At 59.0% G+C, this 25,706-nt stretch carries 22 protein-coding genes, 4 tRNA genes and 1 pseudogene; 22 read left to right on the forward strand and 5 right to left on the reverse strand.

Annotated features, from left to right (window positions below; translation table 11 throughout):
* Positions 1 to 189 precede the first annotated feature (189 nt).
* The 17 genes from ACM6IN_RS03585 (at position 190) to ACM6IN_RS03665 (ending at position 18,589) form a co-directional block, all read left to right on the forward strand.
* Positions 190 to 2,841, forward strand: coding sequence for a FimV/HubP family polar landmark protein (locus ACM6IN_RS03585; RefSeq protein ID WP_414915420.1), 2,652 nt, complete (start codon positions 190 to 192; stop codon positions 2,839 to 2,841).
* 243 nt (positions 2,842 to 3,084) lie between these two features.
* A complete protein-coding gene (truA, locus tag ACM6IN_RS03590; protein WP_034152768.1) occupies positions 3,085 to 3,909 on the forward strand; it encodes a tRNA pseudouridine(38-40) synthase TruA in 825 nt (274 codons plus the stop codon).
* A gap of 65 nt (positions 3,910 to 3,974) precedes the next feature.
* Complete coding sequence (locus ACM6IN_RS03595; RefSeq protein ID WP_414915421.1) at positions 3,975 to 4,595, forward strand: phosphoribosylanthranilate isomerase; 621 nt, start codon at positions 3,975 to 3,977, stop codon at positions 4,593 to 4,595.
* 227 nt (positions 4,596 to 4,822) lie between these two features.
* Complete coding sequence (gene accD / locus ACM6IN_RS03600) at positions 4,823 to 5,743, forward strand: acetyl-CoA carboxylase, carboxyltransferase subunit beta (protein ID WP_007913458.1); 921 nt, start codon at positions 4,823 to 4,825, stop codon at positions 5,741 to 5,743.
* Positions 5,740 to 7,047, forward strand: a complete 1,308-nt coding sequence (folC, locus tag ACM6IN_RS03605; RefSeq protein ID WP_414894143.1) for a bifunctional tetrahydrofolate synthase/dihydrofolate synthase — start codon at positions 5,740 to 5,742, stop codon at positions 7,045 to 7,047. The genes accD and folC overlap by 4 nt, the downstream gene beginning before the upstream one ends.
* Entirely contained in the window at positions 7,031 to 7,681 is a 651-nt protein-coding gene (locus ACM6IN_RS03610) for an SPOR domain-containing protein (protein ID WP_007913460.1), read from the forward strand. Before folC ends, ACM6IN_RS03610 begins: the two co-directional genes overlap by 17 nt.
* Before the next feature lie 98 nt (positions 7,682 to 7,779).
* Positions 7,780 to 8,340, forward strand: a complete 561-nt coding sequence (locus ACM6IN_RS03615) for a CvpA family protein (protein ID WP_007913461.1) — start codon at positions 7,780 to 7,782, stop codon at positions 8,338 to 8,340.
* 41 nt (positions 8,341 to 8,381) lie between these two features.
* On the forward strand, positions 8,382 to 9,887 hold the full coding sequence (gene purF / locus ACM6IN_RS03620) for an amidophosphoribosyltransferase (protein ID WP_007913462.1): 1,506 nt from the start codon (positions 8,382 to 8,384) through the stop codon (positions 9,885 to 9,887).
* A gap of 73 nt (positions 9,888 to 9,960) precedes the next feature.
* The gene (locus ACM6IN_RS03625; protein ID WP_414894142.1) at positions 9,961 to 11,172 is read left to right on the forward strand and encodes an O-succinylhomoserine sulfhydrylase; all 1,212 of its coding nucleotides are present in this window, start codon (positions 9,961 to 9,963) and stop codon (positions 11,170 to 11,172) included.
* The gene (locus ACM6IN_RS03630; protein ID WP_007913464.1) at positions 11,169 to 11,945 is read left to right on the forward strand and encodes an SDR family oxidoreductase; all 777 of its coding nucleotides are present in this window, start codon (positions 11,169 to 11,171) and stop codon (positions 11,943 to 11,945) included. The genes ACM6IN_RS03625 and ACM6IN_RS03630 overlap by 4 nt, the downstream gene beginning before the upstream one ends.
* Positions 11,946 to 12,161: 216 nt before the next feature.
* Positions 12,162 to 12,237: transfer RNA gene (locus ACM6IN_RS03635), tRNA-Val, on the forward strand.
* A 56-nt stretch (positions 12,238 to 12,293) separates the two neighbouring features.
* Positions 12,294 to 12,370 (forward strand) — tRNA-Asp (locus ACM6IN_RS03640).
* Between the two features lie 94 nt (positions 12,371 to 12,464).
* A tRNA-Asp gene (locus tag ACM6IN_RS03645) sits at positions 12,465 to 12,541 on the forward strand.
* Positions 12,542 to 13,014: 473 nt separating this feature from the next.
* Positions 13,015 to 15,846: a xanthine dehydrogenase family protein molybdopterin-binding subunit gene (locus ACM6IN_RS03650; RefSeq protein WP_007913465.1), complete on the forward strand. Its 2,832-nt coding sequence runs from the start codon at positions 13,015 to 13,017 to the stop codon at positions 15,844 to 15,846.
* A complete protein-coding gene (locus tag ACM6IN_RS03655; RefSeq protein WP_414915422.1) occupies positions 15,839 to 16,378 on the forward strand; it encodes a (2Fe-2S)-binding protein in 540 nt (179 codons plus the stop codon). Before ACM6IN_RS03650 ends, ACM6IN_RS03655 begins: the two co-directional genes overlap by 8 nt.
* A 2-nt stretch (positions 16,379 to 16,380) precedes the next feature.
* On the forward strand, positions 16,381 to 17,616 hold the full coding sequence (locus ACM6IN_RS03660) for a c-type cytochrome (RefSeq protein WP_414915423.1): 1,236 nt from the start codon (positions 16,381 to 16,383) through the stop codon (positions 17,614 to 17,616).
* Position 17,617: 1 nt separating this feature from the next.
* A complete protein-coding gene (locus tag ACM6IN_RS03665) occupies positions 17,618 to 18,589 on the forward strand; it encodes an XdhC family protein (RefSeq protein ID WP_414915424.1) in 972 nt (323 codons plus the stop codon).
* Between the two features lie 46 nt (positions 18,590 to 18,635).
* On the opposite strand, the gene ACM6IN_RS03670 is transcribed toward ACM6IN_RS03665, so the two are convergent.
* Positions 18,636 to 19,919, reverse strand: a complete 1,284-nt coding sequence (locus ACM6IN_RS03670) for an NAD(P)/FAD-dependent oxidoreductase (RefSeq protein WP_095111744.1) — start codon at positions 19,917 to 19,919, stop codon at positions 18,636 to 18,638.
* Between the two features lie 183 nt (positions 19,920 to 20,102).
* Between ACM6IN_RS03670 and ACM6IN_RS03675 the strand changes: the two genes are divergently transcribed.
* A tRNA-Val gene (locus ACM6IN_RS03675) sits at positions 20,103 to 20,179 on the forward strand.
* 579 nt (positions 20,180 to 20,758) lie between these two features.
* On the forward strand, positions 20,759 to 21,214 hold the full coding sequence (locus ACM6IN_RS03680) for a DUF2214 family protein (protein WP_007913470.1): 456 nt from the start codon (positions 20,759 to 20,761) through the stop codon (positions 21,212 to 21,214).
* Positions 21,215 to 21,432: 218 nt separating this feature from the next.
* On the opposite strand, the gene csrA is transcribed toward ACM6IN_RS03680, so the two are convergent.
* Positions 21,433 to 21,627 carry a carbon storage regulator CsrA gene (gene csrA / locus ACM6IN_RS03685; protein ID WP_003179932.1) on the reverse strand — a complete coding sequence of 65 codons (195 nt, stop codon included), beginning with the start codon at positions 21,625 to 21,627 and terminating at the stop codon, positions 21,433 to 21,435.
* 250 nt (positions 21,628 to 21,877) lie between these two features.
* On the opposite strand from csrA, the gene ACM6IN_RS03690 reads away from it, so the two are divergent.
* Both ACM6IN_RS03690 and ACM6IN_RS03695 read left to right on the forward strand, forming a co-directional pair.
* Positions 21,878 to 22,246, forward strand: a complete 369-nt coding sequence (locus tag ACM6IN_RS03690) for a hypothetical protein (protein ID WP_007913471.1) — start codon at positions 21,878 to 21,880, stop codon at positions 22,244 to 22,246.
* A 16-nt stretch (positions 22,247 to 22,262) separates the two neighbouring features.
* Positions 22,263 to 22,494 (forward strand): annotated as a pseudogene (locus tag ACM6IN_RS03695) (SIP domain-containing protein); the annotation flags it as partial.
* A gap of 57 nt (positions 22,495 to 22,551) precedes the next feature.
* Here ACM6IN_RS03695 and ACM6IN_RS03700 read toward each other — a convergent pair.
* The 3 genes from ACM6IN_RS03700 to ACM6IN_RS03710 form a co-directional block, all read right to left on the reverse strand.
* A complete protein-coding gene (locus ACM6IN_RS03700) occupies positions 22,552 to 23,241 on the reverse strand; it encodes an endonuclease (RefSeq protein WP_007913472.1) in 690 nt (229 codons plus the stop codon).
* A 4-nt stretch (positions 23,242 to 23,245) separates the two neighbouring features.
* Positions 23,246 to 23,515: a DUF1654 domain-containing protein gene (locus ACM6IN_RS03705; protein WP_090282667.1), complete on the reverse strand. Its 270-nt coding sequence runs from the start codon at positions 23,513 to 23,515 to the stop codon at positions 23,246 to 23,248.
* A gap of 198 nt (positions 23,516 to 23,713) precedes the next feature.
* A complete protein-coding gene (locus ACM6IN_RS03710) occupies positions 23,714 to 24,802 on the reverse strand; it encodes an asparaginase (protein ID WP_095111732.1) in 1,089 nt (362 codons plus the stop codon).
* Positions 24,803 to 25,150: 348 nt separating this feature from the next.
* Between ACM6IN_RS03710 and ACM6IN_RS03715 the strand changes: the two genes are divergently transcribed.
* Entirely contained in the window at positions 25,151 to 25,600 is a 450-nt protein-coding gene (locus tag ACM6IN_RS03715; protein ID WP_414915425.1) for a hypothetical protein, read from the forward strand.
* The last annotated feature ends 106 nt before the right edge of the window (positions 25,601 to 25,706 follow it).

The following is a 25,706-nucleotide window of genomic DNA, read 5'->3' on the forward strand; positions in this document are numbered from 1 at the left end:
TGTCGACTGATTCTAGGTGAGCGCTATGCTTGCCCAGATCGCTTGATAACGTGTCACCCTCCGGGACATTCCGGGGCATCAAAGAAATGATCGCGCGCGGCATCTGTCGTCGTCGCGCGCAATGCCTTACGGCAGCGGTATTCAACATCTTCTCGCTGGCCGAGGAACGTTCAAACAAAGGATGAGGCTATGGTTCAAGTTCGCAAACTGGTGTTAGCAATAGCGGCCGCCTCGGCGCTGTCCTCCGGTATGGCGCATGCCCTCGGGCTCGGGGAGCTGACCCTGAAGTCGACCCTGAACCAGCCGCTGGTGGCTGAAATCGAGCTGCTCGACGTCAAGGATCTCACCGCTGCCGAAGTGGTGCCGAGCCTGGCTTCAGCTGAAGACTTTGCCAAGGCCGGCGTCGATCGCCAGGCCTTCCTCAATGATCTGACCTTCACCCCGGTGCTCAACGCCAGCGGCAAAAGCGTGCTGCGCGTGACCTCGAGCAAACCGCTGTCGGAACCGATGGTGAAATTCCTCGTTCAGGTGATGTGGCCGAATGGCCGTCTGCTGCGCGATTACAGCGTGCTGCTCGATCCCTCGAAGTTCTCGCCGCAGACCGCTGACGCCGCCGCGCAACCGGCGCCGTCGCAGACCATCACTGCGCCGACCACGGGCGCCACGCACTCGACGCAATACACCACCACGCCGCGCGACACCCTGTGGGAAATCGCTGCGAAAGCGCGTACCGGCGGTTCGGTGCAGCAGACCATGCTGGCCATTCAAGCGCTGAACCCGGATGCGTTCATCGGTGGCAACATCAACCGCCTGAAGACCGGTCAGGTGCTGCGCCTGCCGGATTCCGTGCAAAGCACTGCGTTGCCACAGTCGAAGGCCATTGCCGAAGTCGCTGCGCAGAACGAGGCCTGGCGTCAGGGCCGTCGTTATGTGGCCAAACCGGGCACCGGTCAGCAGCAGCTCGATGCGACCAATCGTGGTCGCGGCAATACCGGTGCTGCGCAGAACGCTCAGGACAATCTGAGTCTGGTTTCTGCTGAAAGCGCCAAGTCCCGCGGCAAAGGCCCGGCGGGTGATGCTAAAGCCTTGAGCAACAAGCTCGCGGTCACTCAGGAAAGCCTCGACACGACCCGTCGTGATAACGAGGAACTGAAAAGCCGCATGTCCGATCTGCAAAGTCAGTTGGACAAGCTGCAAAAACTGATCGAGCTGAAGAACAATCAGCTGGCAAAACTGCAGGCCGAAGGGGCGGGCGCTGCGCCGGCCGCCAACGCTGCTGCACCGGCGGTGCCTGCGATCACGGCTGAACTGGCTGCCACGCCGCCAGCCACTCCGGCAGAAGCGGCGCCGACGCCAGAGTCCGCCATTGCGCCACCGGCTGAAACGCCAGTCGTCGAGCCAGTGGTGGCGCCGAAGCCGCCTGTCGATGACGAGAAAACCTTCAATGAGCTGCTGACCAATCCGATCCTGTTGGGTCTGGTCGGTGGCGGTGTAGTGGTTCTGCTGCTCCTGCTGTTGTTGCTGGCACGTCGCCGCAAGGCCCAGCAGGAAGCTGAGAAACATCTGCGCATGGCCCGCGCTCTGTCGGAAGAGCAAGAGTTCTCCGCCGAGCAGGATCTGCCGGAAAGCAGCTTCGAAGGTCTGGAAACCCCGGCGGCGAGCGTCAAGCTCAACACGCCGGCGCCAGCACCTGCTCCGGCACCCGTAGTGGCTCCGGTAGTTGCCCCGATCGTGATGGCTGAACCGATTGCGGCGCCGCTGGTGGCGCCGGCCGCCGAGCGCTCGGATGACGTGCTCGACAAGGCGCAGTCGCACATCAACGCCGGTCGCCTGAATCAGGCTGCTGCACTGCTGGAAGAGGGCGTCAGCCTGGAGCCGCAACGCAGTGATCTGCGTCTGAAGCTGATGGAAGTCTACGGTCAGCAGGGCGACCGCGATGCGTTCGTCGGTCAAGAGCGTCAACTGGTGGCCAATGGTGACAACTTCGCCAAGGTCGAAGAGCTGAAAAGCCGCTTCCCGGCCATGGCCGTCGTCGCTGCGACAGGTCTGGCCGCTGCTGCCGTGGCCGCCGAACTGGACGCGCAATACGTCAAGGATTTGCTGCTGGATGAGCCTGAAGCACCGGCGCCAGCGCCTGTGGAAGACGATCTGGACAGCGCGTTTGATCTGAGTCTGGACGATCTCGACAACATCACGCCGGTTGAGCCGGCGCCGGTGGTTGAGCCTGAAGCGCCGGTCGAGCTGGATGAATTCCCGGCGGACGACGACCTGAGCTTCGAATCGGTGCTGCAACAGCAGACCGATATCAAAGAGAACCTGGATGATCTGTCGGACTTCGACCTCGATCTGGACCTGGGTGCCGAACCGGCGCCTGCGGTTGACCTGGCGGACGATGACTTCCTGCTGGATCTGGACGAAGGCGTGAAGGATCTGCCGCCAGTCGAACCGCCGGTGGTGGCTGACGTGCCACAAGATGATCTGGAGCTGCCGGCCGATTTCGATCTGTCGCTGGCCGACGAAATGGACAGCAATCCTGCGGCTGAGCCGGATGCGTTCGCTGCCGAACTGGATGACGTCAACGCCGAGCTGGATCGTCTGTCGCAAACCATTGCCGAGCCGACCTTCACCGAAGCCGATGCGGCAATCGGTGGTGATCTGGGTGAAGACGATTTCGACTTCCTCGCTGGCACTGATGAAGCCGCTACCAAGCTTGATCTGGCTCAGGCCTACATCGACATGGGCGACAGCGACGGCGCGCGCGACATCCTCAACGAGGTCGCCAGTGAGGGGAGCGAGGCACAGAAAAAAGAAGCTCAGGAAATGCTTTCGCACTTAGCGTAAGTTCAGAGGTAAACGAAAACGGCAGCCCATTGAGGCTGCCGTTTTTGTTTGTCTTTTTTGAATCAAAAGATCGCAGCCTTCGGCAGCTCCTACAGGGGAACGCCATCTCATGTAGGAGTTGCCGAAGGCTGCGATCTTTTGATCTTGAAACTGGTATCCCCGGTCCACAGCCTTATAATGCCCGCCTTTGCACAAACAGCAGGCTGTCCCACCTTGGCAAACATAGATAACCCGGTCGCCGAAATGGCTCCCGACGGCTTTTACCGCGTCGCGTTGGGCGTTGAGTACAAAGGCTCGCGTTACAGCGGCTGGCAGCGTCAGTTGACGGGTGTGGCGACGGTGCAGGAAGAGCTGGAAAAAGCCCTGTCGAAAGTCGCCAACTCACCGGTTTCGCTACAGTGCGCCGGACGCACCGACGCCGGCGTGCATGCCTGCGGACAAGTGGTGCACTTTGATACAACGGTCGATCGTTCGCTGAAAGCCTGGGTCATGGGTGCCAACATCAATCTGCCCCATGACATCAGCGTCAGTTGGGCTCGGGTGATGCCGGCGCATTTCCATGCGCGGTTCAAAGCCATCGCCCGGCGCTATCGCTACGTGATCTACAACGATCAGATTCGCCCGGCGCATCTCAATGAAGAAATCACCTGGAATCATCGCCCGCTGGATGTCGAGCGCATGGCCGAGGCCGCGCAGTATCTGATCGGCACTCACGATTTCAGCGCGTTCCGCGCCGGTCAGTGCCAGGCCAAGTCGCCGATCAAGAAGATGCATCACCTGCGCGTGACCCGTCACGGCAAGATGATCGTGCTCGATATTCGCGCCAATGCCTTCCTGCATCACATGGTGCGCAATATCGCTGGCGTGCTGATGACCATTGGTGCTGGCGAGCGTCCGGTGGAGTGGATGAAGGAAGTCCTCGAAAGCCGCGAGCGCCGCTCCGGTGGGGTGACCGCGCATCCGTACGGCTTGTATCTGGTACAGGTCGAGTACCACGACGAATTTCCGTTGCCCGAGCGTTTTATCGGGCCACATTTCCTTACGGGTTTCTCCGAACTTGACGGCTGACGCCCTCGAACGCTTTTGTTACCATCCGGGACTTTCTCGGATTTTGCCTCGGAGTTTTTCTCGATATGTCAGCCGTTCGCAGCAAGATCTGCGGGATTACCCGCATAGAAGATGCGCTGGCCGCCGTTGAGGCCGGGGCCGATGCGATCGGGTTTGTGTTCTATGCCAAGAGTCCGCGTGCGGTAACCGTACAGCAGGCGCGGGCGATTATTCAGGCATTGCCGCCGTTTGTGACTACCGTAGGGCTGTTCGTCAATGCCAGCCGTTGCGAGTTGGGTGAAATCCTCGACGCCGTGCCGCTGGATTTGTTGCAGTTTCATGGTGATGAAGTCGCTGAAGACTGCGAAGGCTGGCATCGTCCGTACATCAAGGCGTTGCGGGTCAAGGCCGGTGATGACATTGCGGCGGCGGTTGATGCCTATCCGAGCGCCAGGGGCGTGCTGCTCGACACTTATGTCGAAGGTGTGCCCGGCGGAACCGGTGAGGCGTTCGACTGGTCATTGATTCCGCAGACGTTGAGCAAGCCGTTGATTCTCGCGGGTGGTTTGACCCCGGAGAACGTCGCAGATGCCGTGGAACGGGTAAAACCGTATGCGGTGGATGTCAGTGGCGGGGTGGAAGCGAGCAAAGGCATCAAGGATCACGCAAAGATCCGCGCGTTCATCAACGCCGTAAAAGGAATATAGGAACCTGCCGGTTCCGATATTGATGTGACGGCTGGCAGTCTGCCGCCGTCCATCAATGCACTTGCACAAAGCAGGCGCGGCTGAGGGTTTCTGGATCGCACGCAGGTCATGTTTCGCGCTGATCGTGGCAGTCCGGCAACTATCGCCACACACATGAATTTAGCTGAAGGGCATACGCGGGGCTGCGAACCAGAGCGTTCGGGCCGCCGGTACTGGAGAAAGAAAGCATGAGCAACTGGTTAGTAGACAAACTGATCCCTTCGATCATGCGTTCCGAGGTCAAGAAGAGCTCGGTCCCTGAAGGTCTGTGGCACAAATGCCCGTCTTGCGAGGCGGTGTTGTATCGTCCAGAGCTGGAAAAGACCCTGGACGTTTGCCCTAAATGCAACCACCACATGCGCATCGGCGCACGTGCGCGCATCGACATTTTCCTCGATGCCGAAGGTCGCAATGAACTGGGCGCCGATCTGGAGCCGGTTGACCGTCTGAAATTCCGTGACGGCAAGAAGTACAAGGATCGCCTGACCGCTGCCCAAAAGCAGACTGGCGAAAAAGACGCGCTGATCTCCGTCAGCGGTACCTTGCTGGGCATGCCAGTGGTGGTTTCGGCCTTTGAATTCGCCTTTATGGGCGGTTCCATGGGGGCCATCGTCGGTGAGCGCTTCGTGCGCGCCGCCAACTACGCGCTGGAAAATCGCTGCCCGATGATCTGCTTCGCCGCCTCCGGTGGTGCGCGCATGCAGGAAGCGCTGATCTCGCTGATGCAGATGGCCAAGACTTCGGCTGTGCTGGCGCGTCTGCGTGAAGAAGGTATTCCATTCATCTCCGTACTGACCGACCCGGTCTACGGTGGTGTTTCGGCGAGTCTGGCGATGCTTGGCGACGTGATCGTCGGTGAGCCGAAAGCCCTGATCGGCTTCGCCGGTCCGCGCGTTATCGAACAAACCGTGCGTGAAAAACTGCCGGAAGGCTTCCAGCGCAGCGAATTCCTGCTGGAGCACGGTGCGATCGACATGATTATCCACCGTCAGGAACTGCGCCCGCGCCTGGGTAACCTGCTGGCACAGATGACTGGCAAGCCGACGCCGAAATTCGTCGCCGCGCCAATCGAGCCAATCGTGGTTCCTCCGGTACCTGCTGGCCTATGACCGAGCGCACCCTTGGCGAATGGCTCGCCTACCTTGAGCAGTTGCATCCGTCGGCCATCGACATGGGTCTGGAGCGTTCGCAACAGGTAGCGTCCCGCATGGGGCTGGGCCAGCCGGCGCCTCGGGTGATCACGGTCACTGGCACCAACGGCAAGGGTTCGACCTGCGCTTTCGTGGCTTCATTGCTGCGGGCGCAGGGCCTGAGCGTTGGTGTCTACAATTCCCCGCACCTGCTGCGTTATAACGAGCGGGTGCAGATCAATGGCGTCGAAGCTACTGACGCGCAGCTGTGTGAAGCCTTCGCGGCGGTCGAGGCCGGGCGCGGCGATACTTCGCTGACTTACTTCGAAATGGGCACCCTCGCGGCGTTCTGGCTGTTTCAACAGGCCGGGCTTGATGCGGTGGTGCTGGAAGTCGGTCTGGGCGGGCGTCTGGATACGGTCAATGTGGTCGACGCCGATATCGCGCTGGTCACCAGCATTGGCGTCGATCATGCCGACTATCTGGGCGACACCCGCGAGTCCGTGGCTTTCGAGAAGGCCGGAATTTTCCGTCAGGGCAAACCTGCCTTGTGCGGCGATCTGAATCCTCCGCAACCATTGCTGGACAAGGCGCGTGAACTGGCCTGTCCGTTTTTCCTGCGTGGGCGTGACTTCGACCTCGGTATTACTGATCAGCACTGGCAATGGCGCGGCACCGATGCGCAGGGGCAAGTGGTTGAACTGCGTGACTTGCCGCTGCTCGATCTGCCGATGGAAAACGCCGCACTGGCGTTGCAGGCGTATCTGCTGCTCGGTTTGCCGTGGGATTCGCAACAGATTGTGGCGGCATTGCAGGCGACGCGCGTGGTCGGTCGACTGGATCGTCGCTCGTTCGAGTGGAACGGTAAGCGTCTGAATCTGTTGCTGGATGTTGGGCACAATCCGCATGCGGCCGAGTATCTGGCCCGCCGGCTGGCCTCGCGACCACCGGTCGGCAAGCGCCTGGCGGTGTTTGGTCTGCTGGCGGACAAGGATCTGGATGGTGTTGTCGGCGAGTTGAATGCTAGTGTCGAGCATTGGGCGGTAGCGCCGCTGGATTCACCGCGTGCTCGGCCGGTGAGTGAGTTGCATGCGGCCCTGCAGAACCTTGGCGCGTCCGTCACGTCTTATGACAGTGTCGCCGCCGCGCTGGAAGGGCAGTGCGCGGTAGCCACCAGCGACGACGAGATTCTGTTGTTCGGATCATTTTATTGTGTCGCCGAGGCCCTTGAATGGTTAGCCCGGCGCTCCACGGAGGAAGCGGCAAATGGCTTTGCTGGATAAAGCGTACAAGCAGCGCATGGTTGGCGCTTTGGTGCTGGTTGCGCTGGCGGTGATCTTCCTGCCAATGCTGTTTTCCCGCCAGGACGAGCAGCGTCAGGTAACCGTTGAGGCGCCGGCAGCTCCGCAAGCGCCGGCCATGCCGCAAGTGCAAATGGAAACGGTGGCGGTGCCTGAGCCGCAAGCCTTGCCGCAGGAACCAGTGCCAACGGATGAAGAAGTCGCCGAAGACACTGCGCCTGCTGCGCCCGTCGCACCGGCGCCAACAGCGCCTATCATGATCACCAAGCCTGTTGCGCCGCCCGCAGTGGCCAAGCCGATTCCGGCACCTGCTCAGCCCATCACTGCATCCTCGAGCAAGCCGGACACCACGCAAAGCCGCGTCGATGCCAACGGCCTGTCGGTGAGCTGGTCGGTGCAACTGGCCAGTCTGTCGAGCCGCGCCAGCGCCGAAAGCCTGCAGAAAACCCTGCGCAGTCAGGGCTATAACGCCTACATCCGCTCGGCCGATGGCAAGAATCGGGTGTTTGTCGGCCCGCTGATCGAGCGTGCCGAGGCTGATCGTCTGCGTGATCTGTTGGGTCGTCAGCAGAACCTCAAGGGTTTTGTTGTACGCTTCCAGCCTGAGCGCGGTTGAAAACTATCACCTCGATTGAAATGCACTGACAATCGCAGCTTACCGAGAGGCATGCGCTCTGCTAAAATGCGCCGCCTTATCCGTCTGTAGGCTGCACTGTGCCATTTACCTGGGTTGACTGGGCGATCGTTGCAATCATCGCCATCTCCGCTTTGATCAGTTTGAGCCGCGGCTTCGTCAAGGAAGCATTATCGCTGGTGACCTGGATCATCGCAGGAGTCGTCGCCTGGATGTTCGGTGGCTCATTGTCCGAGTACCTCGCCGGATACATCGAAACCCCATCGGCTCGCGTGATCGCGGGCTGTGCCATCATGTTTGTCGCCACACTGATCGTGGGCGCAATGATCAATTATCTTATCGGCGAGTTGGTACGCGTCACCGGGTTGTCCGGGACCGATCGATTCCTCGGCATGGCCTTCGGCGCAGCGCGTGGCGTGTTGCTGGTGGTCGTGGCGGTCGGGCTGTTGAGCCTGGGGCCGGTACAGCAGGACGGGTGGTGGAAAGAATCACAGCTCGTACCAAAATTTCTATTGGTCGCTGATTGGTCCAAAAACCTGATTCTCGGGTGGAGCAGTCAGTGGCTTGCCAGCGGAATCAGCGTACCCGCTGATATTCCGTTCAAGGAGCAACTCTTGCCGTCGGCGAAAACGCCTCAGTGAGTGTTGTTCAGTTCAGATCCATTAAGTAGGGGTTGCGTCGCATGTGTGGCATCGTCGGTATCGTCGGTAAGTCGAACGTCAATCAGGCGCTGTATGACGCGCTAACCGTGCTCCAGCACCGCGGCCAGGACGCTGCCGGTATCGTGACCAGCCATGATGGCCGGTTGTTCCTGCGCAAGGACAATGGCCTGGTGCGTGACGTGTTTCAACAGCGTCACATGCAGCGTCTGGTCGGCCACATGGGCATCGGTCACGTCCGTTACCCGACCGCGGGCAGCTCGACTTCGGCCGAAGCCCAACCGTTTTACGTCAACTCGCCTTACGGCATCACCCTGGCGCACAACGGTAACCTGACCAACGTTGAACAGTTGGCCAAAGAGATCTACGAATCCGACCTGCGTCACGTCAACACCAGTTCCGACTCGGAAGTGCTGCTCAACGTGTTCGCCCATGAGCTGGCCCAGCGCGGCAAGCTGCAACCGACCGAAGAAGACGTGTTTGCCGCCGTGACCGACGTGCACAACCGTTGCGTCGGCGGTTATGCGGTAGTGGCCATGGTGACCGGTTACGGCATCGTCGGTTTCCGCGACCCGCACGGCATCCGTCCGATCGTGTTCGGCCAGCGTCACACCGACGAAGGCGTCGAGTACATGATCGCCTCGGAAAGCGTTTCGCTGGACGTGCTTGGTTTTACCCTGATTCGCGACCTGGCGCCGGGCGAAGCGGTCTACATCACTGAAGACGGCAAGCTGCACACCCGTCAGTGCGCGACCAACCCGTCCCTGACTCCGTGCATTTTCGAACACGTCTACCTGGCGCGTCCGGATTCGATCATCGACGGCGTTTCGGTCTACAAGGCCCGTCTGCGCATGGGTGAGAAGCTCGCTGAGAAGATTCTGCGCGAGCGTCCAGAGCACGACATTGACGTGGTTATCCCTATTCCGGACACCAGCCGTACCGCGGCACTGGAACTGGCCAACCACCTGGGCGTGAAATTCCGCGAAGGTTTCGTCAAGAACCGTTACATCGGCCGTACCTTCATCATGCCGGGCCAGGCTGCGCGCAAGAAGTCGGTACGCCAGAAGCTCAACGCCATTGAGCTGGAGTTCCGCGGCAAAAACGTGATGCTGGTCGACGACTCGATCGTGCGCGGCACCACTTGCAAGCAGATCATCCAGATGGCCCGCGAAGCCGGCGCGAAAAACGTCTACTTCTGCTCGGCGGCTCCAGCGGTTCGCTTCCCGAACGTCTACGGCATCGACATGCCGAGCGCGCACGAACTGATCGCGCACAATCGCTCGACTCAGGACGTGGCGGATCTGATCGGTGCTGACTGGCTGATCTATCAGGATCTGCCTGACTTGATCGAAGCGGTCGGTGGCGGCAAGATCAAGATCGAGAACTTCGATTGCGCAGTGTTCGACGGCAAGTACGTCACCGGCGACGTCGACGAGGCGTACCTGAACAAGATCGAACAGGCGCGTAACGACTCCTCGAAGATCAAGACCCAGGCGGTCAGTGCGATCATCGATCTGTACAACAACTGAGTTTCTACCGGCCCTGAGGGGCCGGTTTTGTATCTGACTTTCAATTTTCGCGAACAGGGCAAGGAGTGACAGCATGAGTCAGGAATGGGATGCCGGTCGGCTGGACAGCGATCTCGAAGGCGTAGCGTTCGATACCCTGGCCGTACGTGCCGGTCAGCACCGTACGCCGGAAGGCGAGCACGGTGATCCGATGTTCTTCACCTCCAGCTACGTGTTCCGCACCGCCGCCGATGCGGCCGCAAGGTTTGCCGGCGAAGTGCCGGGTAACGTTTACTCGCGTTACACCAACCCTACCGTGCGTGCGTTCGAAGAGCGCATTGCTGCGCTGGAAGGCGCCGAGCAAGCCGTTGCGACCGCCACCGGCATGGCTGCCATCATGGCGGTGGTGATGAGCTTGTGCAGCGCCGGCGATCACGTGCTGGTTTCGCGCAGTGTGTTCGGTTCGACCATCAGTCTGTTCGAGAAGTACTTCAAGCGTTTCGGCGTTGAAGTCGATTACGTACCGTTGGCCGATCTGTCGGCCTGGGATGCGGCGATCAAGTCGAACACCAAACTGCTCTTCGTCGAATCACCATCCAATCCTTTGGCGGAACTGGTCGATATCACCGCACTGGCTGAAATCGCTCACGCCAAAAGCGCGATGCTGGTGGTCGACAACTGCTTCTGCACGCCCGCTTTGCAGCAGCCGCTGAAAATGGGGGCTGACATCGTTGTGCACTCGGCAACCAAGTTCATCGACGGCCAGGGCCGTTGCATGGGCGGCGTGGTTGCCGGTCGCAGCGAGCAGATGAAAGAAGTCGTCGGCTTCCTGCGCACTGCCGGGCCGACCTTGAGCCCGTTCAACGCATGGATCTTCCTCAAAGGTCTGGAAACCCTGAACCTGCGGATGAAGGCGCACTGTGCCAATGCCCAGGAGCTGGCCGAATGGCTGGAGCAGCAGGACGGCATCGAGAAGGTCCATTACGCCGGTCTCAAGAGTCATCCGCAGCACGAGTTGGCCCGGCGTCAGCAGAAGGGCTTCGGTGCGGTGGTGAGTTTTGAGGTCAAGGGCGGCAAAGAGGGCGCGTGGCGCTTTATCGATGCAACCCGCTTGATTTCGATCACGGCCAACCTCGGTGACAGCAAAACCACCATCACGCACCCGAGCACCACGTCTCACGGCCGCCTGGCGCCGCAGGAGCGTGAAGCTGCGGGCATTCGTGACAGCCTGATTCGCATCGCGGTCGGTCTGGAAGACGTAGTCGACCTGCAAGCCGACCTGGCGCGCGGTCTGGCGGCGTTGTGATCGAGTTGTCCACTCCGTCAGCGGGTACCCATGGCCGCGTTGCGCTGGTCACGGGGGCCGCGCGTGGCATCGGTCTGGGGATTGCGGCGTGGTTGATCAGCGAAGGCTGGCAAGTGGTGCTGACGGATCTGGATCGTGCGCGCGGTTCGAAAGTGGCGAAGGTGCTGGGCGAAAATGCCTGGTTCATCGCGATGGACGTTGCTGATGAGGCTCAGGTTGCGCTGGGTGTCGCTGAGGTGTTGGGACAGTTTGGTCGCCTCGATGCACTGGTGTGCAATGCGGCGGTCGCTGACCCGCACAACATCACGCTCGAAAGTCTCGACCTGGCTTACTGGAATCGCGTGCTGGCGGTAAACCTCAGCGGGCCGATGTTGCTGGCCAAGCACTGTGCGCCGTATCTGCGTGCGCACAACGGTTCGATCGTCAATCTGGCCTCTACTCGTGCGCGGCAGTCGGAAGCGGACTCCGAGGCGTATGCGGCGAGCAAGGGCGGTTTGTTGGCGCTGACGCATGCGCTGGCAATCAGTCTGGGGCCGGAGATTCGCGTCAACGCCGTCAGTCCGGGCTGGATCGATGCGCGCGATCCTTCTGCACGTCGAGCGGAGCCTTTGGCGGATGCTGATCATGCTCAGCATCCGGCGGGCAGGGTAGGGACGGTCGAGGACGTGGCGGCCATGGTCGCCTGGTTGCTGTCGAGGAATGCTGGTTTTGTCACCGGGCAGGAGTTCGTCGTCGATGGCGGCATGACGAAAAAGATGATCTACAGCGAGTAGATCGCCTTTTTCTCTGAATTTGCGTTGAATCAACTGACGCCTTCGCGAGCAGGCTCGCTCCCGCATTTGGAATGCAGACCCCCTGTGGGAGCGGGTTCGCTCGCGAAAGCGGTTTTGCAGGATGGAAACAATTTCGTCTTTTTCAGAAAAACTTCAATCCTGCTATTGACTTAGGTCTGCTACCTGCGTAAATTTCGCGGCCTCGGAGATGCAAACGGGTGATTAGCTCAGCTGGGAGAGCGTCTGCCTTACAAGCAGAATGTCGGCGGTTCGATCCCGTCATCACCCACCACTCCCCGAGAAACTTGCGTAAGCAAGAACGTAGGCTGAAAGTGCCTGCACCGACGCGCAGCGGTAGTTCAGTCGGTTAGAATACCGGCCTGTCACGCCGGGGGTCGCGGGTTCGAGTCCCGTCCGCTGCGCCATATTTTACGAGTCAGGCATTGTCTGGTTCGCGATTGCAAGGCACCGAAGCCTGCAGTCAAAACGAGTTACTTGAGCGCAAGCTCAAAGCGATACGCAGCGGTAGTTCAGTCGGTTAGAATACCGGCCTGTCACGCCGGGGGTCGCGGGTTCGAGTCCCGTCCGCTGCGCCATATCTGCTTCAAGGACCACTGAACGCCTTGAAGCACCGAAAGCAACCTTTGGTTGATTCGGAATCGATAGCAAAGACCCTGGTCGAAAGACCGGGGTTTTTTGTGTCTGAAATTTGCCTTCCGCTCCCATCACGCAACCCGGCTCCCTGTAGGAGCTGCGGCACGCTGCGATCTTTTGATCTTGATCGTAAAAAACAGGATCAAAAGATCGCAGCCTCGTTTCACTCGACAGCTCCTGCAAGGGATGCCTGTAAACATCCTGCGGTGCCACGTCGCATTGATTTTTTGATTCTTTAGTCAAATTTTCGTAACTGGTTGTTTGCTGCGAGCGCAGAAACCTTTAAAGTTAACCCTTCGGTCAGCTTTGCACTGTCAACACGCCCTTTGTTTCGCCAGAAAGGGCTTCTGCAAGACTCGAGATTCCCCAGTAGATAACCAGAAGGGCGGACACATAACCGCCCAGAGGATGATCCATGTCCAACCGTGAAATATCCCGGCGCTCGTTCCTCCAGGGCGGGCTGGTGGCGGGTGTGAGCGTCACGCTCACGCCGCTCAGCAGTCAGGCGCTGGCTGCCTTGATGGAAAACAGCGTCACCGTGCCGTCCGAGAAATGGCTCGGCAACAATGGCAAGGCGCGTCAGCGTAACGACGCACTGTCCAAAGTCTGCGGCAGCAAAGTCTTTGCCCGCGACATCCGCTCCAAGGACATGCCGGGCTGGCCCGAGCAGCAAGGCCACGCCATGCTGCTGAAAACCATCAAGGCTGACCGCATCTACGCCGGTTACGACCTGTCGTGGCTCGGCGCCGATTTGCAGCCTGATCGCATCGTCACTGCCGCAGATCTGGACAAGGACGGCATCGTCTTCCCGGAAGAGCACGCCCCGGATCCACTGCTGCCGGAAGGCAAGGTGCCGATGTTCATCGGTCATCCTGTGGCGATCCTGATCTGGAACGACTTCGAGCGTTTCCGTCAGGCCAAGAACAAACTCAAATTCAATGACAAAGCGATTCGTTACGGTGCAAAAGTGCCGTTCTACGAAGGCGATCCGTATGGCAGCTTCCGCTACGTACGTGTGGGCGGCGCGACCTCGGCAGACGAAGACGAATTCGCCAGCCTCAAGGACTCGATCCTGTTCCCGATGCTGAAAAACCGTCGTCCGGTATGGAATTCCCAGCCGAACCTGCACGGCAACCTGACCGAGCGTGGCCTGTTTTACGCCGACCGCATGAAGCAAGAGATCGATACGCCGCCGGACAACTGGCTGGTGTTCGACGAGCGCTACAAAACCCCGTCGATCGAACCGGCCGCCATGGAGCCGGACAACGGCAACGGCTGGTACGATCCGAAAACCAAGACTCTGCACTTCGTGGTAGCCACCCAGTGCCCACTGGAAGCTGCGACCGAGACCGCGAAAATGATCGCGCCGTCGCGTTTCGGCCTCGATAACCTGAACATGCACCCGGGTTACACCGTCGGTTACGGTTCCAAAGACCACAACATCTTCGTCTACTACGCAGCCCTTGCTGCGCTGTACGGCGCCGGTGTGCCAGTGCGTCTGGCCAACGACCGCTACGAGCAATTCCAGAGCGGTATCAAGCGTCACCCGTTCGACATCCGCTACCAATTGGCCGTGGACAAGAACGACTACAGCTTCAAGATTTTCCGCGCCGAAATGAGCGTCGACGGTGGTGGCCGGATCAACTACAGCCCGTCGGTAGCCGCAGTTGGCGCCACGGCGGCGCAGTCGATCTACTACATGCCGCAGAACGACCTGCAAGTTACTGCCTACCACTCGCGTGGTGTTGAGGCCGGTTCGATGCGTGGTTACGGCACCCTGCAAAGCATGGCGGCGACCGAGATGATGGTCGACGAAATCGCCAACCGCCTCGGTGTCGATGCCATCGACTTGCGTCGCAAGAATGCTCTGCGTTCCGGTATGAAAAACACCCAGGGCGCGATCCCGGCCGGTGCCTTGCGTCTGCACGAAATCCTCGACAAGGCCTCGGTGCACGAAGTCTGGAAAAACCGCGACGCGATCAAGAAACAACGCGAAGCCGCAGACCCGGATAACTGGTACGGCGTCGGTTTCGCCATCTGCCAGAAGGACTTCGGCACCGGTTCGGAAGCGCCGATGGCCAGTATCGAATTCACTGCTGACGGTCGCATCACCCTGCGCCATATCGGCATTGAAATCGGTACCGGCATGTCCACCTCGCAAGCCTTGGTCGTAGCTGATTTCCTTGGCAGCCCGGCGCACGAAGTGAAGACTGGCGAAACCGAATGGAAGGAAATGCAGCTAATCACCAGCGGCAACCCTTACATCATGAGCCAGGCCGAACAGGACAATCTGCTGCGCAACCCGCGTTGGGTCGGCAAATTGGCTTCGGCCTCGTCGGCGACCAACTCGGCGTACTACTTCAGTCACGCCACCCGTGAAGCGGCGCGAGTGCTGTTCAACAATGGTTTGTGGCCGGCGGCCATGGAAATCTGGCGTCAGGGTCCTTACGGCGGTCAAGCCAACCCTTACGTTGTGCGTCGCGAAGATGCGCATTGGGTCGACGGCAAACTCACGGCTAACGGCATGCAGCCGCTGAGCTTCGAAGAGCTGGCCAAGCGCGCTCACGAGCGTGGTCTGGTGACTGGCGCCACCGTTCACGCGTTCAACCGCTGGAGCTGGGCCGAGGCCGAATACAGCATCGACGGCGTGCGCGAGCGTCTGCCGCTCGATGGTCTCGCCGTGAAATACGGTGACGGCGCGCCGAAAGCGAAGAAAGCGTTGATGGCCACGTCTGGTTTCCACCTGCTGGATCGCCAGAACATCAATTACCCGGTTGTGCAGTTGAACAACGCTGCCGTGACTTATTACAGCCCGGTCGCCACGCTGGTCGAGCTGAAGGTCAACAAGGGCTCGCTGGATGTAGAGGTGCTCAACCACCATTCGTGGGTCGAGTGCGGTCGTGTGCTGGTCGAAGAACTGGTCAAGGGCCAGCTCGAAGGCGGTATCGCCATGGGCATCGGTCACGCGTTGATGGAGGAGATGCCGCTGTACGAAGGTGGGCCGGGGGAGGGTGACTGGAACTTCAACCGTTACCGTCTGCCGATGGCGCGTCACGTTGCGGTGTGGAAGCAGACCGCGGAGATTCTGCCGCCGCTGTCGCCAAGCGATCCGTCCAAAGGCATCGCCGAAGTGGTGATGATCCCGATCGTCGGTGCCATCGGTAACGCCGTGGCGCACGCCATCGGTAAACGTGTTCGCGATCTGCCAATCACTGCTGCGCGCATCAAGGAGGCCCTCAATGGCTAACCGTCCGTTTCAACTGACCCTCAATGGTCAATCCGTCGGCCCGGTGGACATCCCTGATGACCTGCCGATGATCGACTACCTGCACGAATACAAAAACCTCACCGGTTCGCGTCTGGGCTGCGGCCAAGGCATCTGCCACGCCTGCGTGGTGATCGTCGACAACCCGGACGGCACCAGCGAGGAAGTGCGCACCTGCATCACCGGCGTACATTACTTCGAAGGCAAGAAAGTCCGCACCATCGAATCCCACGCCAAGCGTGACGAGTCGGGCCAGGTCACTGAACTGAACCCGATCCAGCAGCGCTTCGTCGACGAGTTCGCCTTCCAGTGCAGCTACTGCGCGCCGGGCTTCGTCAACGCCGCGACCGTGCTGGTCGAAAAGCTGCAACGCCAGCCGACCGTGCAGAGCAAGCTCGAACAAGTCATCGAGGACAGCCTCGGCCATCACGTCTGCCGTTGCACCGGGTACGTGCGTTATTACAACGCCACCCGCAACGTGCTGACCGATCTCGGCCTGGTCAAGGAGGGTTAAGCATGAAGCTCTTTCTGACCCGCCTGACCCTGGCGGTCGGCCTCGCTGCGCCAGTGTTGTTTGCCCACGCCGATGATCAGGTCAAGCGCGGCGAGTATCTTGCCCGCGCGGCCGACTGCATGGCCTGCCACACGGCAGCGGGCGGCGCACCGTTTGCCGGTGGTCTGCCGATCGTTTCACCGTTCGGCACGATCTACGGCACCAACATCACGCCGAGCAAGGAGCACGGCATTGGTTTGTACAGCGATGACGAGTTCTTCGCCGCGCTGACTGAAGGCAAGCGTCGTGACGGCGCCAACCTCTATCCGGCGATGCCGTACACCTCGTATCACCCGATGCCGCGTGAAGATTCGGACGCGATCCATGCGTACCTGAAAACCATCGAGCCGATCGAGCGCGCAGCACCGGTCACCAGCCTGAGCTTTCCGTTCAACGTGCGTCCGGGCCTGATCGGCTGGAACATGATGTACGGCAAAGCGCTGAAGCTGGAGTCGGCCGAAGGCAAAAGTGAAGCCTGGAAGCGCGGCCAGTACATGGTCGAAGTGCTCGGTCACTGCGGCGAATGCCACACGCCACGCGGCCTGCCGGGCGCGATGCAATTGGATAAACGCCTGACCGGCGGCATCCTCAATGGCTACCTGGCGCCGAGCCTGCTGGCCACTGATCTGGCCGCGCGCGGCTGGAACGAGCAGGATCTCAGCACGTTCCTCAAGCACGGTATGAGTGCGCAAGGGACGATGTTCAACGAGATGTTCCCGGTGTTCCACAACAGCACGCAGGGCCTGAACGATACCGATCTGGCGGCGATGGCGACGTTCCTGCTCGGCGACAAACCGCCGGCAGCCAAAGCGCTGGTTGAAGTGCCGGTAGAGAAACTCAGCGCCAGCGCTCAGCGCGGCCAGCAGGAATACCTGAACGTCTGCGCCGGTTGTCATGCGGTCGGTGGCGAAGGCAAGCCGCACATTGCGGTGGCCATGCGCGGCAACACCACGCTGCGCCTGGAAGACCCACGCAACCTGTTGCGGGTGATCGAGGACGGTATCGGCGAGCAGAAGTTCTCCGGCTTCGAGCACATGCAACCGATGCCGGGTTTCGCCGGCAAGCTAAAGCCTGAACAACTGACCGACCTGCTCAACTACTTGCGTCAAGGTTGGGGCGGTCAGTCGGCTGAACTGGCGGTGAGCGATGTGCAGAAACTGCAGGCCGACGCACCGTCCATCGAGCACAAGGCGCACTGACATGCAGCATCTCGATCTACAAGTAGTGCGGCGAGCGCTGGAGTGGTCGGTGGCAGGGTGGCGCATCTGGCTCTGCACCGTGCTGACCACTTACGGCTCGGCACCGCGCGCGCCGGGTTCGCTGCTGGCGGTGAACGATGGCGGACAGTGGATCGGCTCGCTTTCGGGTGGTTGCGTCGAGGAAGATTTCCTTGAGCGCGTCGCCGAAGGTGCGTTTCTCGATGCAGTCAATGTCGTGCGTTACGGCGAAGGCGACGATCCGCGCTCGCGGGTCAGCCTGCCCTGTGGCGGCATTCTCGATGTGCTGGTAGAGAAATTTGACGCTGGCTGCGAGGTGCAGGCGCATCTGCGCGAATTGGAGTCGGCGTTGCTTGGTCAGCGTCGCTTGATTCGCGAGGTTGATCTGGCCAGTGGTGCGCGCACTTTGTTCGCTGATCGCGAGCAGGGTGCGCGGATCGAGCGCGAGATTGATCGGGTGCGCATTCGTGTCGGCGCGGCCCAGCGTTTGTTGCTCGCTGGGTATTCCAGTGTGGCGCAGGCGTGTGCCGAGTTTGCCGTTGGCCTCGGGTTTGAGGTGATTCTCTGTGATCCGCGCGATGAAGTGCTCGAAGGCGTGGTGCTGGATGGCGTGGAAATTCGTCGGCAATTGCCGTCGGTGTTTATTGCTGATGGTGGCTGTCATCGTGATACGGCGGTGGTGGCGCTGACGCATGACCCGCGCATCGACGATCTGGCGATGATGGAGGCGGTGCGCACCGAAGCGTTCTACATTGGCGTGATGGGTTCGCTGCAGACCTCGCAGAAGCGCTTCGAGCGGTTACGTCGGATTGGCGGTTTGGGCGAGGCTGAGTTGGCGCGGATTCATGCGCCGATTGGTCTGAACCTCGGCAGCAAGACACCGGCGGAAATTGCCTTGGCAGTGTTGGCAGATATCTTGCGGATCCGCAGCGGGATTGCTCGGGATCAGCTCTGAAACCGTTCAGTGTTGAATAAGAAGGGCCGCGATCAGCGGCCCTTTTTTACATCCCGAATTTATCGCGTAGCCCGTAATACCATGCGCCCAGTGCGGCAAACGGCGTGCGCAACAGTTGTCCGCCGGGGAACGGGTAGTGCGGCAAGTCAGCAAATGCATCGAAGCGCTCGGCCTGACCGCGTAATGCTTCGGCGAGGACCTTGCCCGCCAAATGCGTGTAGGTCACGCCATGGCCGCTGCAGCCTTGCGAATAATAGATGTTGTCGCCCAGGCGCCCAACCTGTGGCAAGCGCGACAGAGTCAGCAGGAAATTTCCGGTCCAGGCGTAGTCGATCTTCACATCCTTGAGTTGCGGAAAGGCCTTGAGCATTTTCGGGCGGATGATCGATTCGATGTTGGCGGGATCGCGCGCGCCATACACCACGCCACCGCCGAAGATCAGGCGCTTGTCGCCCGTGAGGCGGTAGTAGTCGAGCAGGTAATTGCAGTCTTCAACGCAGTAGTCCTGCGGCAGCAGCGCTTTCGCCAGCTCGTCACCCAGCGGCTCGGTGGTGATTACTTGCGTGCCGCAAGGCATCGATTTGGCCGCAAGCTCCGGCACCAGATTGCCGAGGTAAGCGTTGCCGGCGACGATAATGAACTTGGCCCTGACCTTGCCCTGCGGCGTGTGCACCACCGGGTTGGCGCCGCGCTCGATGCGTACGGCGGGTGACTGTTCATAGATTGTGCCGCCGAGTGACTCGACCGCCGCTGCTTCGCCGAGCGCAAGGTTCAGCGGATGAATATGGCCGCCACTCATGTCGAGCATGCCGCCAATGTACTGATCGCAGGCAACCACTTCGCGGATGCGGCGTTGATCGAGCAACTCGAGTTGCGTATGGCCGAAACGCTCCCAGAGGCGTTTCTGCGATTCCAGATGGCCCATCTGCTTGGCGGTAAGGGCTGCGAATACGCCGCCGTCCTTCAGGTCGCACTGGATGTTGTACTTGGCCACGCGCTCGCGAATGATCCTGCCGCCTTCGAACGCCATCTGCCCGAGCAGTTGCGCCTGCTTCGGCCCGACGCTGCGTTCGATGACGTCAATGTCACGGCTATAGCTGTTGACGATCTGTCCGCCATTACGCCCGGAGGCGCCGAACCCGACCTTGGCCGCTTCCAGTACGGTGACGCGAAAACCGTTCTCCAGCAGAAACAGGGCAGAAGACAATCCGGTATACCCGGCGCCGATCACACAGACGTCCGTCTCCACATCATCCTGCAAGGCAGGGCGGGGCGGTACGGCGTTGGCCGACGCAGCGTAATAGGACTCTGGGTAAAGGGTGTTCGCCATCCTGCAGCCTCTGTTTAATATATTTTACGAGTGTGTCGATCCTACCCGAGTTGAAAAACCTCCGCCAGCCACCGGAAAATCTTCGTCGGAGCCCCGAAATTAAATATTTTGCATATTCATAGGGTTAGGTGAAAAAAAGGTGTTGACACCCCTCCGGAATTCCGTAGAATGCCGCCTCACAGCAGGCACGTAGCTCAGTTGGTTAGAGCACCACCTTGACATGGTGGGGGTCGTTGGTTCGAGTCCAATCGCGCCTACCAAACAAAATCCGCTCTGCTGGGCGGTCTGGAAGGGCTCACCGAAAGGTGAGCCCTTTTTTGTTGTCTGCGATTTGCAAAACTTTTGCAAAGCCCTCATCAGGGCGCCTGCTCGACTTCGCGTTTAGACGATCTCAGGGCATTCGAATTTCCATAAGTAGACCTTCTCGGTTCTTACTGCTTCGCCAACGGTTCCTACGCCGAGGCAGGTTTTGCTTTTGGTGCAAATGATTCCGTCGGGCGCTTGAAAAATCGCCACTCGTCGCATGCATCCTTTGAAAAAGTGTGGATATTGAACAGCTTACGAGTGTTACTAACCAGCCAGTTATCAAAAAAACGTTGTTACTGTCCGTTGAATTAAGTAACATCCGCCCCGCGTTCACCACCACGGTTTATGCATTTTTAAATCCCAAGCTTCCATCAGCTGCTTGGGATTTTTTTTGCCTGCGATTTACCTCAACTGGCTGAAATCTCCCCTTTCGATCTCTCCTGAAAGCCTGGCGACACCCCGCAGGCAAATCCTTGTTTTTTCAACTACTACTGACTGGCCGATTTTCAACTCTTTCTGATGAGGGTGTATCGATGCTGGTTCATTGGTTTCTTGCAGCTGTTCATCTGCTGGCATTTGCCTTGGGTTTTTGGGCGGTACTGACGCGTGGGACGGCGTTCAGTCGCCTGGCGGCCGGGACGGGGGAGGCCGGTCGGGTTCTGCTGGCTGACAATTTCTGGGGGATTTGCGCGCTGATCTTGTTGATCACGGGCGGGATGCGAGCCTTTGGCGGTTACGAAAAAGGCACTGACTATTATCTTCATCAGCCGCTGTTTCACCTGAAGATGACGCTGTTCGTTCTGATTCTGTTGATGGAGCTTGCGCCGATGATCACGCTGATCAAATGGCGGATCGCCAAGGCGCGGGGGACGGTACTCGATACTGGGAGAGCAAAGTTGTTTGCACGCATCAGTCACGTCGAAGCGCTGCTAATGGTGCTGATGATGGTTGCAGCCACAGGCATGGCACGTGGTGTGACGTTCGGGTAGGAGGGCGAATTCCCTTCGCTCTATCGGAAATGTCCGACAGCCAGCCTTGAGAATGCTCGGTAGTATCGATCAGCAGAAAGGGCGGGAGGATAACGCGGAAGGATCATGTGTCAGGCGCCGTGCCCAAGGAGCTTGGGAAGCGGATGGCAAAACGGCGCGTGAATCTCTAGCCAGTCATTCCACGAGGTAAACGGACTGGCTACTGACTGCGATGCGGCTCAGGGAGTTTGTGGCTTGTCCGGGGCGGTCAGGCCAGCCTGAATGCGCTGGTAAATCTCTTCACGGTGCACGGCAACGTTTTTCGGAGCGTTGATACCAATGCGGACCTGTTGGCCGCTTACGCCCAGAATGGTGATCGTAATGTCATCACCAATGTTTATGCTTTCACCGACTTTGCGGGTGAGTATCAGCATGGTCTTCTCCTTGATTGCTTTGTAGGGCACCTGATTCAGACAGTGCAGAGGTCGGTGGTACGTATAGATTAGTGCGAAGTCTCACGGTTTGGGTGCCTCTTTCTGACGCGCAGAAGCGGCATTAATTCCCAGGGCGTAACTATACAGAGGCTGCAACCATCAATCTCGTTGTTTTGTGCCCATTTTGCGGGCCTCGCGAAGTATTTATGAATGATAAGATCGCGGCTTTGAGAATTTCGAGGAAAGCGTTGTGCGCAAATTGGTTTGGGTAGTCGCGGCACTGGTATTGGCAGGGTGTGGTGAAGGCAAGAGTGTAGACGCACCAAAACCACAATCGGCTGCAGTAACGGCGCCGTCGGCGGCTGTGGCACCACAATGGGATCTCGAAGTGCGCGGCGAAACGCCACAAGCTGTCAGCGACCTGAGTGGCTGGCTGATCGAGCACGCCTTTGTGCCTACGGTGATCAAGGACAGCAGCGGCAAAACGCGAATTCTGATTGGTCCGTTCAACTCTCAGGCTGAAGCTGAGGCGCGTAAGGTGCAGGTGGATGCGGCTTTGGTGAAGGCCAAGAAGCAGAACGTTGAATCGGTGTTGGTCGAGCATCCGCTCGCGCCGTAAACGTGCGCGCGTGTTTCTGCCCGTTCATGCGTCTTCAGCGGGACAAACGATTGAATTGGCTGACGTCGACATAGAAAAGGACATTCTCTGGGAAATCGCCGACACCGCCACTGAAGGCTTTTACGGCTGGATTGCCGGAGAGTCGGCAGCCGTGATGAGCTTGCGCAGATACCAGATCAAAGAGCGCGTTCATACCTCGTGAGACACTTAATCTGATGGGCTACTGGCGGCACAATAAGACGGCCAGCCAAGCACAAAATAAAAAGGCCTCGAACGTTATGTTCGAGGCCTTTTTCGTGCTGCAATCAACCGCAGGCTTTCATGTTCACCGGCCCGACAAATTCGTTGCCGCGCCCCATCACGCACGCCACGCTTTGATTGCGCTGACGCTCCCAGTCCTGCACCGGGTAAGTCTTGTCCCATGCCTCGTACAATTGTCGATCCTGTTTCGACAGGCGCAAGCCGTACTGCTTGCTCATGTAAAAGTACGTACGGGCGATCATGCCGCGAATCGAAGGGCGGGGCATGACCTTCTTCGCCTTGAAGTCGACCTGGGTCAGGCATGAGCCGTACTGCCCGGATTGCACCGGCAACCAACCGTAGCTGAAGTTGCTGCGGTCTCCGTTGACCTCGCCAATGCTCGGTACCAGGTTATGCAAGTCGGCTTCAGCTTTCTGATAGCTTGGGTCGTAACGGGTGCAGTTCTTTCGTCCACCTTCCTGCCAGCACTGACGCTGATGGCCGAACTGCCAGGCCGGCACGATGTGCTCCCATTCGATGCGCGACGCACGCTTGGCGTTCTTGCGCGGTACGTAACCGCAGGCTTTCAGATCAACCTTGTTGCCGGTGTACTTGCACCCGCAATAAAACTCTGTGGACTGTGGCGCGTACAGCTTCCAGGCGACCTTCTTGGCTTCGGTAAATGTGCGGGGTGCACCAGCCTGGGCACCCATGGTGATGAACAAAAAAAGCAAAGCAAAACAACGGACACTCATTGAATCAATCTTCCTTCGGCACAACCCAAAAAATCTGCACGCCACCGTCGTCGCGATAGGCGAGGGTGACGTTGTCGTTCTCGTCGATTTCCTCGAGCAGGCGCTCCCAGTCGTCCATCGGCTCGTCGGGCAAGCGGAAGATCAGTGCGGCTTTGGCTTTTTGAGCGGTGGGCGAATTGATGATTTTTTGAACGCGCATACCCATGCGTTCGTAAGCGTCAGGAGCATCAGGGGAAGTGGCCACGAGGTTATCCTTATTAAGCTGTACGTGCATACAGTATTTAACTGTAAGCATTTTCGCAACTGCTTAAAATTCAAGAAAATCCTCTGACAGCGGTTTTCAGATTTTGGTGTAGGCCGTGTCGATTTTTTTGTGGGAAAAGTGCGAGAGAGTTGTAAGCGATGCACCACCCGCCCATTGGGCGAGTAGTGCGCAGGGTGCCCGATCGAGAATTGATCGGGCGAAGGTCAATCAGTATTCCCAGAACATCCGTTGCAGCTCTTTGCTGTCGTTGGTTTTGGTCAAAGCGACCATTGCCAGGATGCGGGCCTTTTGCGGGTTCAGGTCGTGAGCCACAACCCAGTCGTACTTGTCGTCTGGCTGCTCGGCGTTACGCAGAACGAAGCCGCCAGCGTTGACGTGGGACGAACGAATGATTTGCACGCCATCCTTGCGCAGTGCTTGCAGGGCTGGAACAACGCGGGAGGACACCGAGCCGTTACCGGTACCGGCGTGGATGATCGCCTTGGCACCGGATTGTGCGAGGGCCTTGTAGGCGGTATCGCTGACGTTGCCGTAGGAATAAGCGATTTCTACGTCAGGAAGGCTCTTGATATTTTTGATGTCGAACTCCGAATCCATGGTGTGACGCTTGGCTGGCAAGCGGAACCAGTAGGATTTGCCTTCAACCACCATGCCCAGTGGACCCCAGGCGCTTTTGAAGGCTTCGGTTTTGATGTTGATCATCTTGCTGACGTCGCGACCGGACTGGATTTCATCGTTCATGGTCACCAGTACGCCTTTGCCGTGCGCTTCTTTGCTGCTGGCCACGGCCACGGCGTTGTAGAGGTTGAGCATGCCATCGGCGGACATCGCCGTGCCCGGACGCATCGAGCCGACGACGATGATCGGCTTGTCGGTTTTTTCTACCAGGTTGAGGAAGTAAGCGGTTTCTTCCAGGGTGTCGGTGCCGTGGGTGATGACGATGCCATCGACGTCTTTGCTGTCAGCCAGTTCGGCCACGCGACGACCCAGTTGCAGCAGGTTTTCGTTGGTGATGCTTTCCGAAGCAATCTGCATGACTTGTTCGCCACGCACGTTCGCCAATTTGCTCAGCTCGGGAATGCCGGCGATCAATTGTTCGACGCCAACCTTTGCCGCCTGATAGGTGGCGCTATTGGCGGCGCTCGCGCCGGCACCAGCGATGGTGCCGCCTGTTGCAAGTACCACGACGTTAGCGAGCTTGGTCTGGGTTTCGACTTCTTTCGCCTGAAGGGCGGAAGGCAAGAGCAGAAGCAGGGCCAAAGCGCCCGGAACCAAAGTGTTGAAAGCAGATTTCATTATTTTTCTCTCTAGTAGTGAGACGGTGCTGATGCAGGTTCATCTAGATGCGCCCCAAGCCGATCTGAATGCCTGGGGTGCGGTGAGGGGAGCAGGATCTGTACCAGCCGTACTTTGCGTCAGAGAAATGTTTAACTTGATGATTTACATCAAGATTTTATGGGTTTGAAAATATCGGGGTGAATCGTTTATCCGGTTTTCCGAACGATGGACACTTTCGCGTTCGGCTCTCCGAAAAGGACTACTGCTTTTGTCGAGTATTTCGAGTGGCCGGTTTCGGCTTTTCTGCTAAAGAAACTTTCGCGGGGGCCGATGGTTGTCCAAGGAAACAGAATCTACGGAGTTCACATGTCACTGACGGTCGGTTTATCTAATCCTGCGGCAGTCACCATCGGCGGCAAAACCGCAGCGACTATCAATGCATTGAGCGAGGCGGGAGCGGAGGCTTCCACCGAGGCGCTGGGCACTGAGAAGGAATCGAACAATCAGGTCAGGACCGGTGGCGCCGCCGCGCCAGAAGACAGCAAGGCTGAAAGCGGCGACAACCTGAGCGTCACGGTCAAGATGCTGCTCAAGCGAATGCAGGAACTGCAAAAGCAACTTCAGGAGCAGCAACAACAACTGGCGGCCGCACAAGCCAAGACCTATCCGACGCCTGAGGCCAAATCGCAAGCGGTGATGTCCATTCAGGGGCAAATCGCGCAAACCAGCGCTGCGATGGCAGAAGTGGCCGGTGCACTGGTCAAGGAAATGACGAAGAGTTCCACCAGCGGTAATCTGGTCAGCACCACGGTATAAGCAGTGAAGGGGCGAGTCCGACGATTCGCCCTACAACAAATGACGATTTCTGATTGTTGACAAATGTCGGCGGGATTCGCATAGTTCGGTCTACGCAAACGTTTGC

Source organism: Pseudomonas sp. IT-P395 (assembly GCF_949767675.1).
Classification (GTDB): Bacteria; Pseudomonadota; Gammaproteobacteria; order Pseudomonadales; family Pseudomonadaceae; genus Aquipseudomonas.

Bases quoted from the DNA above. Each gene is read 5' to 3' on its own strand.
- ACM6IN_RS03585 (WP_414915420.1), top strand. From the start codon at position 190: ATGGTTCAAGTTCGCAAACTGGTGTTAGCAATAGCGGCCGCCTCGGCG.
- truA (WP_034152768.1), top strand. From the start codon at position 3,085: ATGGCTCCCGACGGCTTTTACCGCGTCGCGTTGGGCGTTGAGTACAAA.
- ACM6IN_RS03595 (WP_414915421.1), top strand. From the start codon at position 3,975: ATGTCAGCCGTTCGCAGCAAGATCTGCGGGATTACCCGCATAGAAGAT.
- accD (WP_007913458.1), top strand. From the start codon at position 4,823: ATGAGCAACTGGTTAGTAGACAAACTGATCCCTTCGATCATGCGTTCC.
- folC (WP_414894143.1), top strand. From the start codon at position 5,740: ATGACCGAGCGCACCCTTGGCGAATGGCTCGCCTACCTTGAGCAGTTG.
- ACM6IN_RS03610 (WP_007913460.1), top strand. From the start codon at position 7,031: ATGGCTTTGCTGGATAAAGCGTACAAGCAGCGCATGGTTGGCGCTTTG.
- purF (WP_007913462.1), top strand. From the start codon at position 8,382: ATGTGTGGCATCGTCGGTATCGTCGGTAAGTCGAACGTCAATCAGGCG.
- ACM6IN_RS03625 (WP_414894142.1), top strand. From the start codon at position 9,961: ATGAGTCAGGAATGGGATGCCGGTCGGCTGGACAGCGATCTCGAAGGC.
- ACM6IN_RS03650 (WP_007913465.1), top strand. From the start codon at position 13,015: ATGTCCAACCGTGAAATATCCCGGCGCTCGTTCCTCCAGGGCGGGCTG.
- ACM6IN_RS03655 (WP_414915422.1), top strand. From the start codon at position 15,839: ATGGCTAACCGTCCGTTTCAACTGACCCTCAATGGTCAATCCGTCGGC.
- ACM6IN_RS03660 (WP_414915423.1), top strand. From the start codon at position 16,381: ATGAAGCTCTTTCTGACCCGCCTGACCCTGGCGGTCGGCCTCGCTGCG.
- ACM6IN_RS03665 (WP_414915424.1), top strand. From the start codon at position 17,618: ATGCAGCATCTCGATCTACAAGTAGTGCGGCGAGCGCTGGAGTGGTCG.
- ACM6IN_RS03670 (WP_095111744.1), bottom strand. From the start codon at position 19,919: ATGGCGAACACCCTTTACCCAGAGTCCTATTACGCTGCGTCGGCCAAC.
- ACM6IN_RS03680 (WP_007913470.1), top strand. From the start codon at position 20,759: ATGCTGGTTCATTGGTTTCTTGCAGCTGTTCATCTGCTGGCATTTGCC.
- csrA (WP_003179932.1), bottom strand. From the start codon at position 21,627: ATGCTGATACTCACCCGCAAAGTCGGTGAAAGCATAAACATTGGTGAT.
- ACM6IN_RS03700 (WP_007913472.1), bottom strand. From the start codon at position 23,241: ATGAGTGTCCGTTGTTTTGCTTTGCTTTTTTTGTTCATCACCATGGGT.
- ACM6IN_RS03705 (WP_090282667.1), bottom strand. From the start codon at position 23,515: ATGCACGTACAGCTTAATAAGGATAACCTCGTGGCCACTTCCCCTGAT.
- ACM6IN_RS03710 (WP_095111732.1), bottom strand. From the start codon at position 24,802: ATGAAATCTGCTTTCAACACTTTGGTTCCGGGCGCTTTGGCCCTGCTT.
- ACM6IN_RS03715 (WP_414915425.1), top strand. From the start codon at position 25,151: ATGTCACTGACGGTCGGTTTATCTAATCCTGCGGCAGTCACCATCGGC.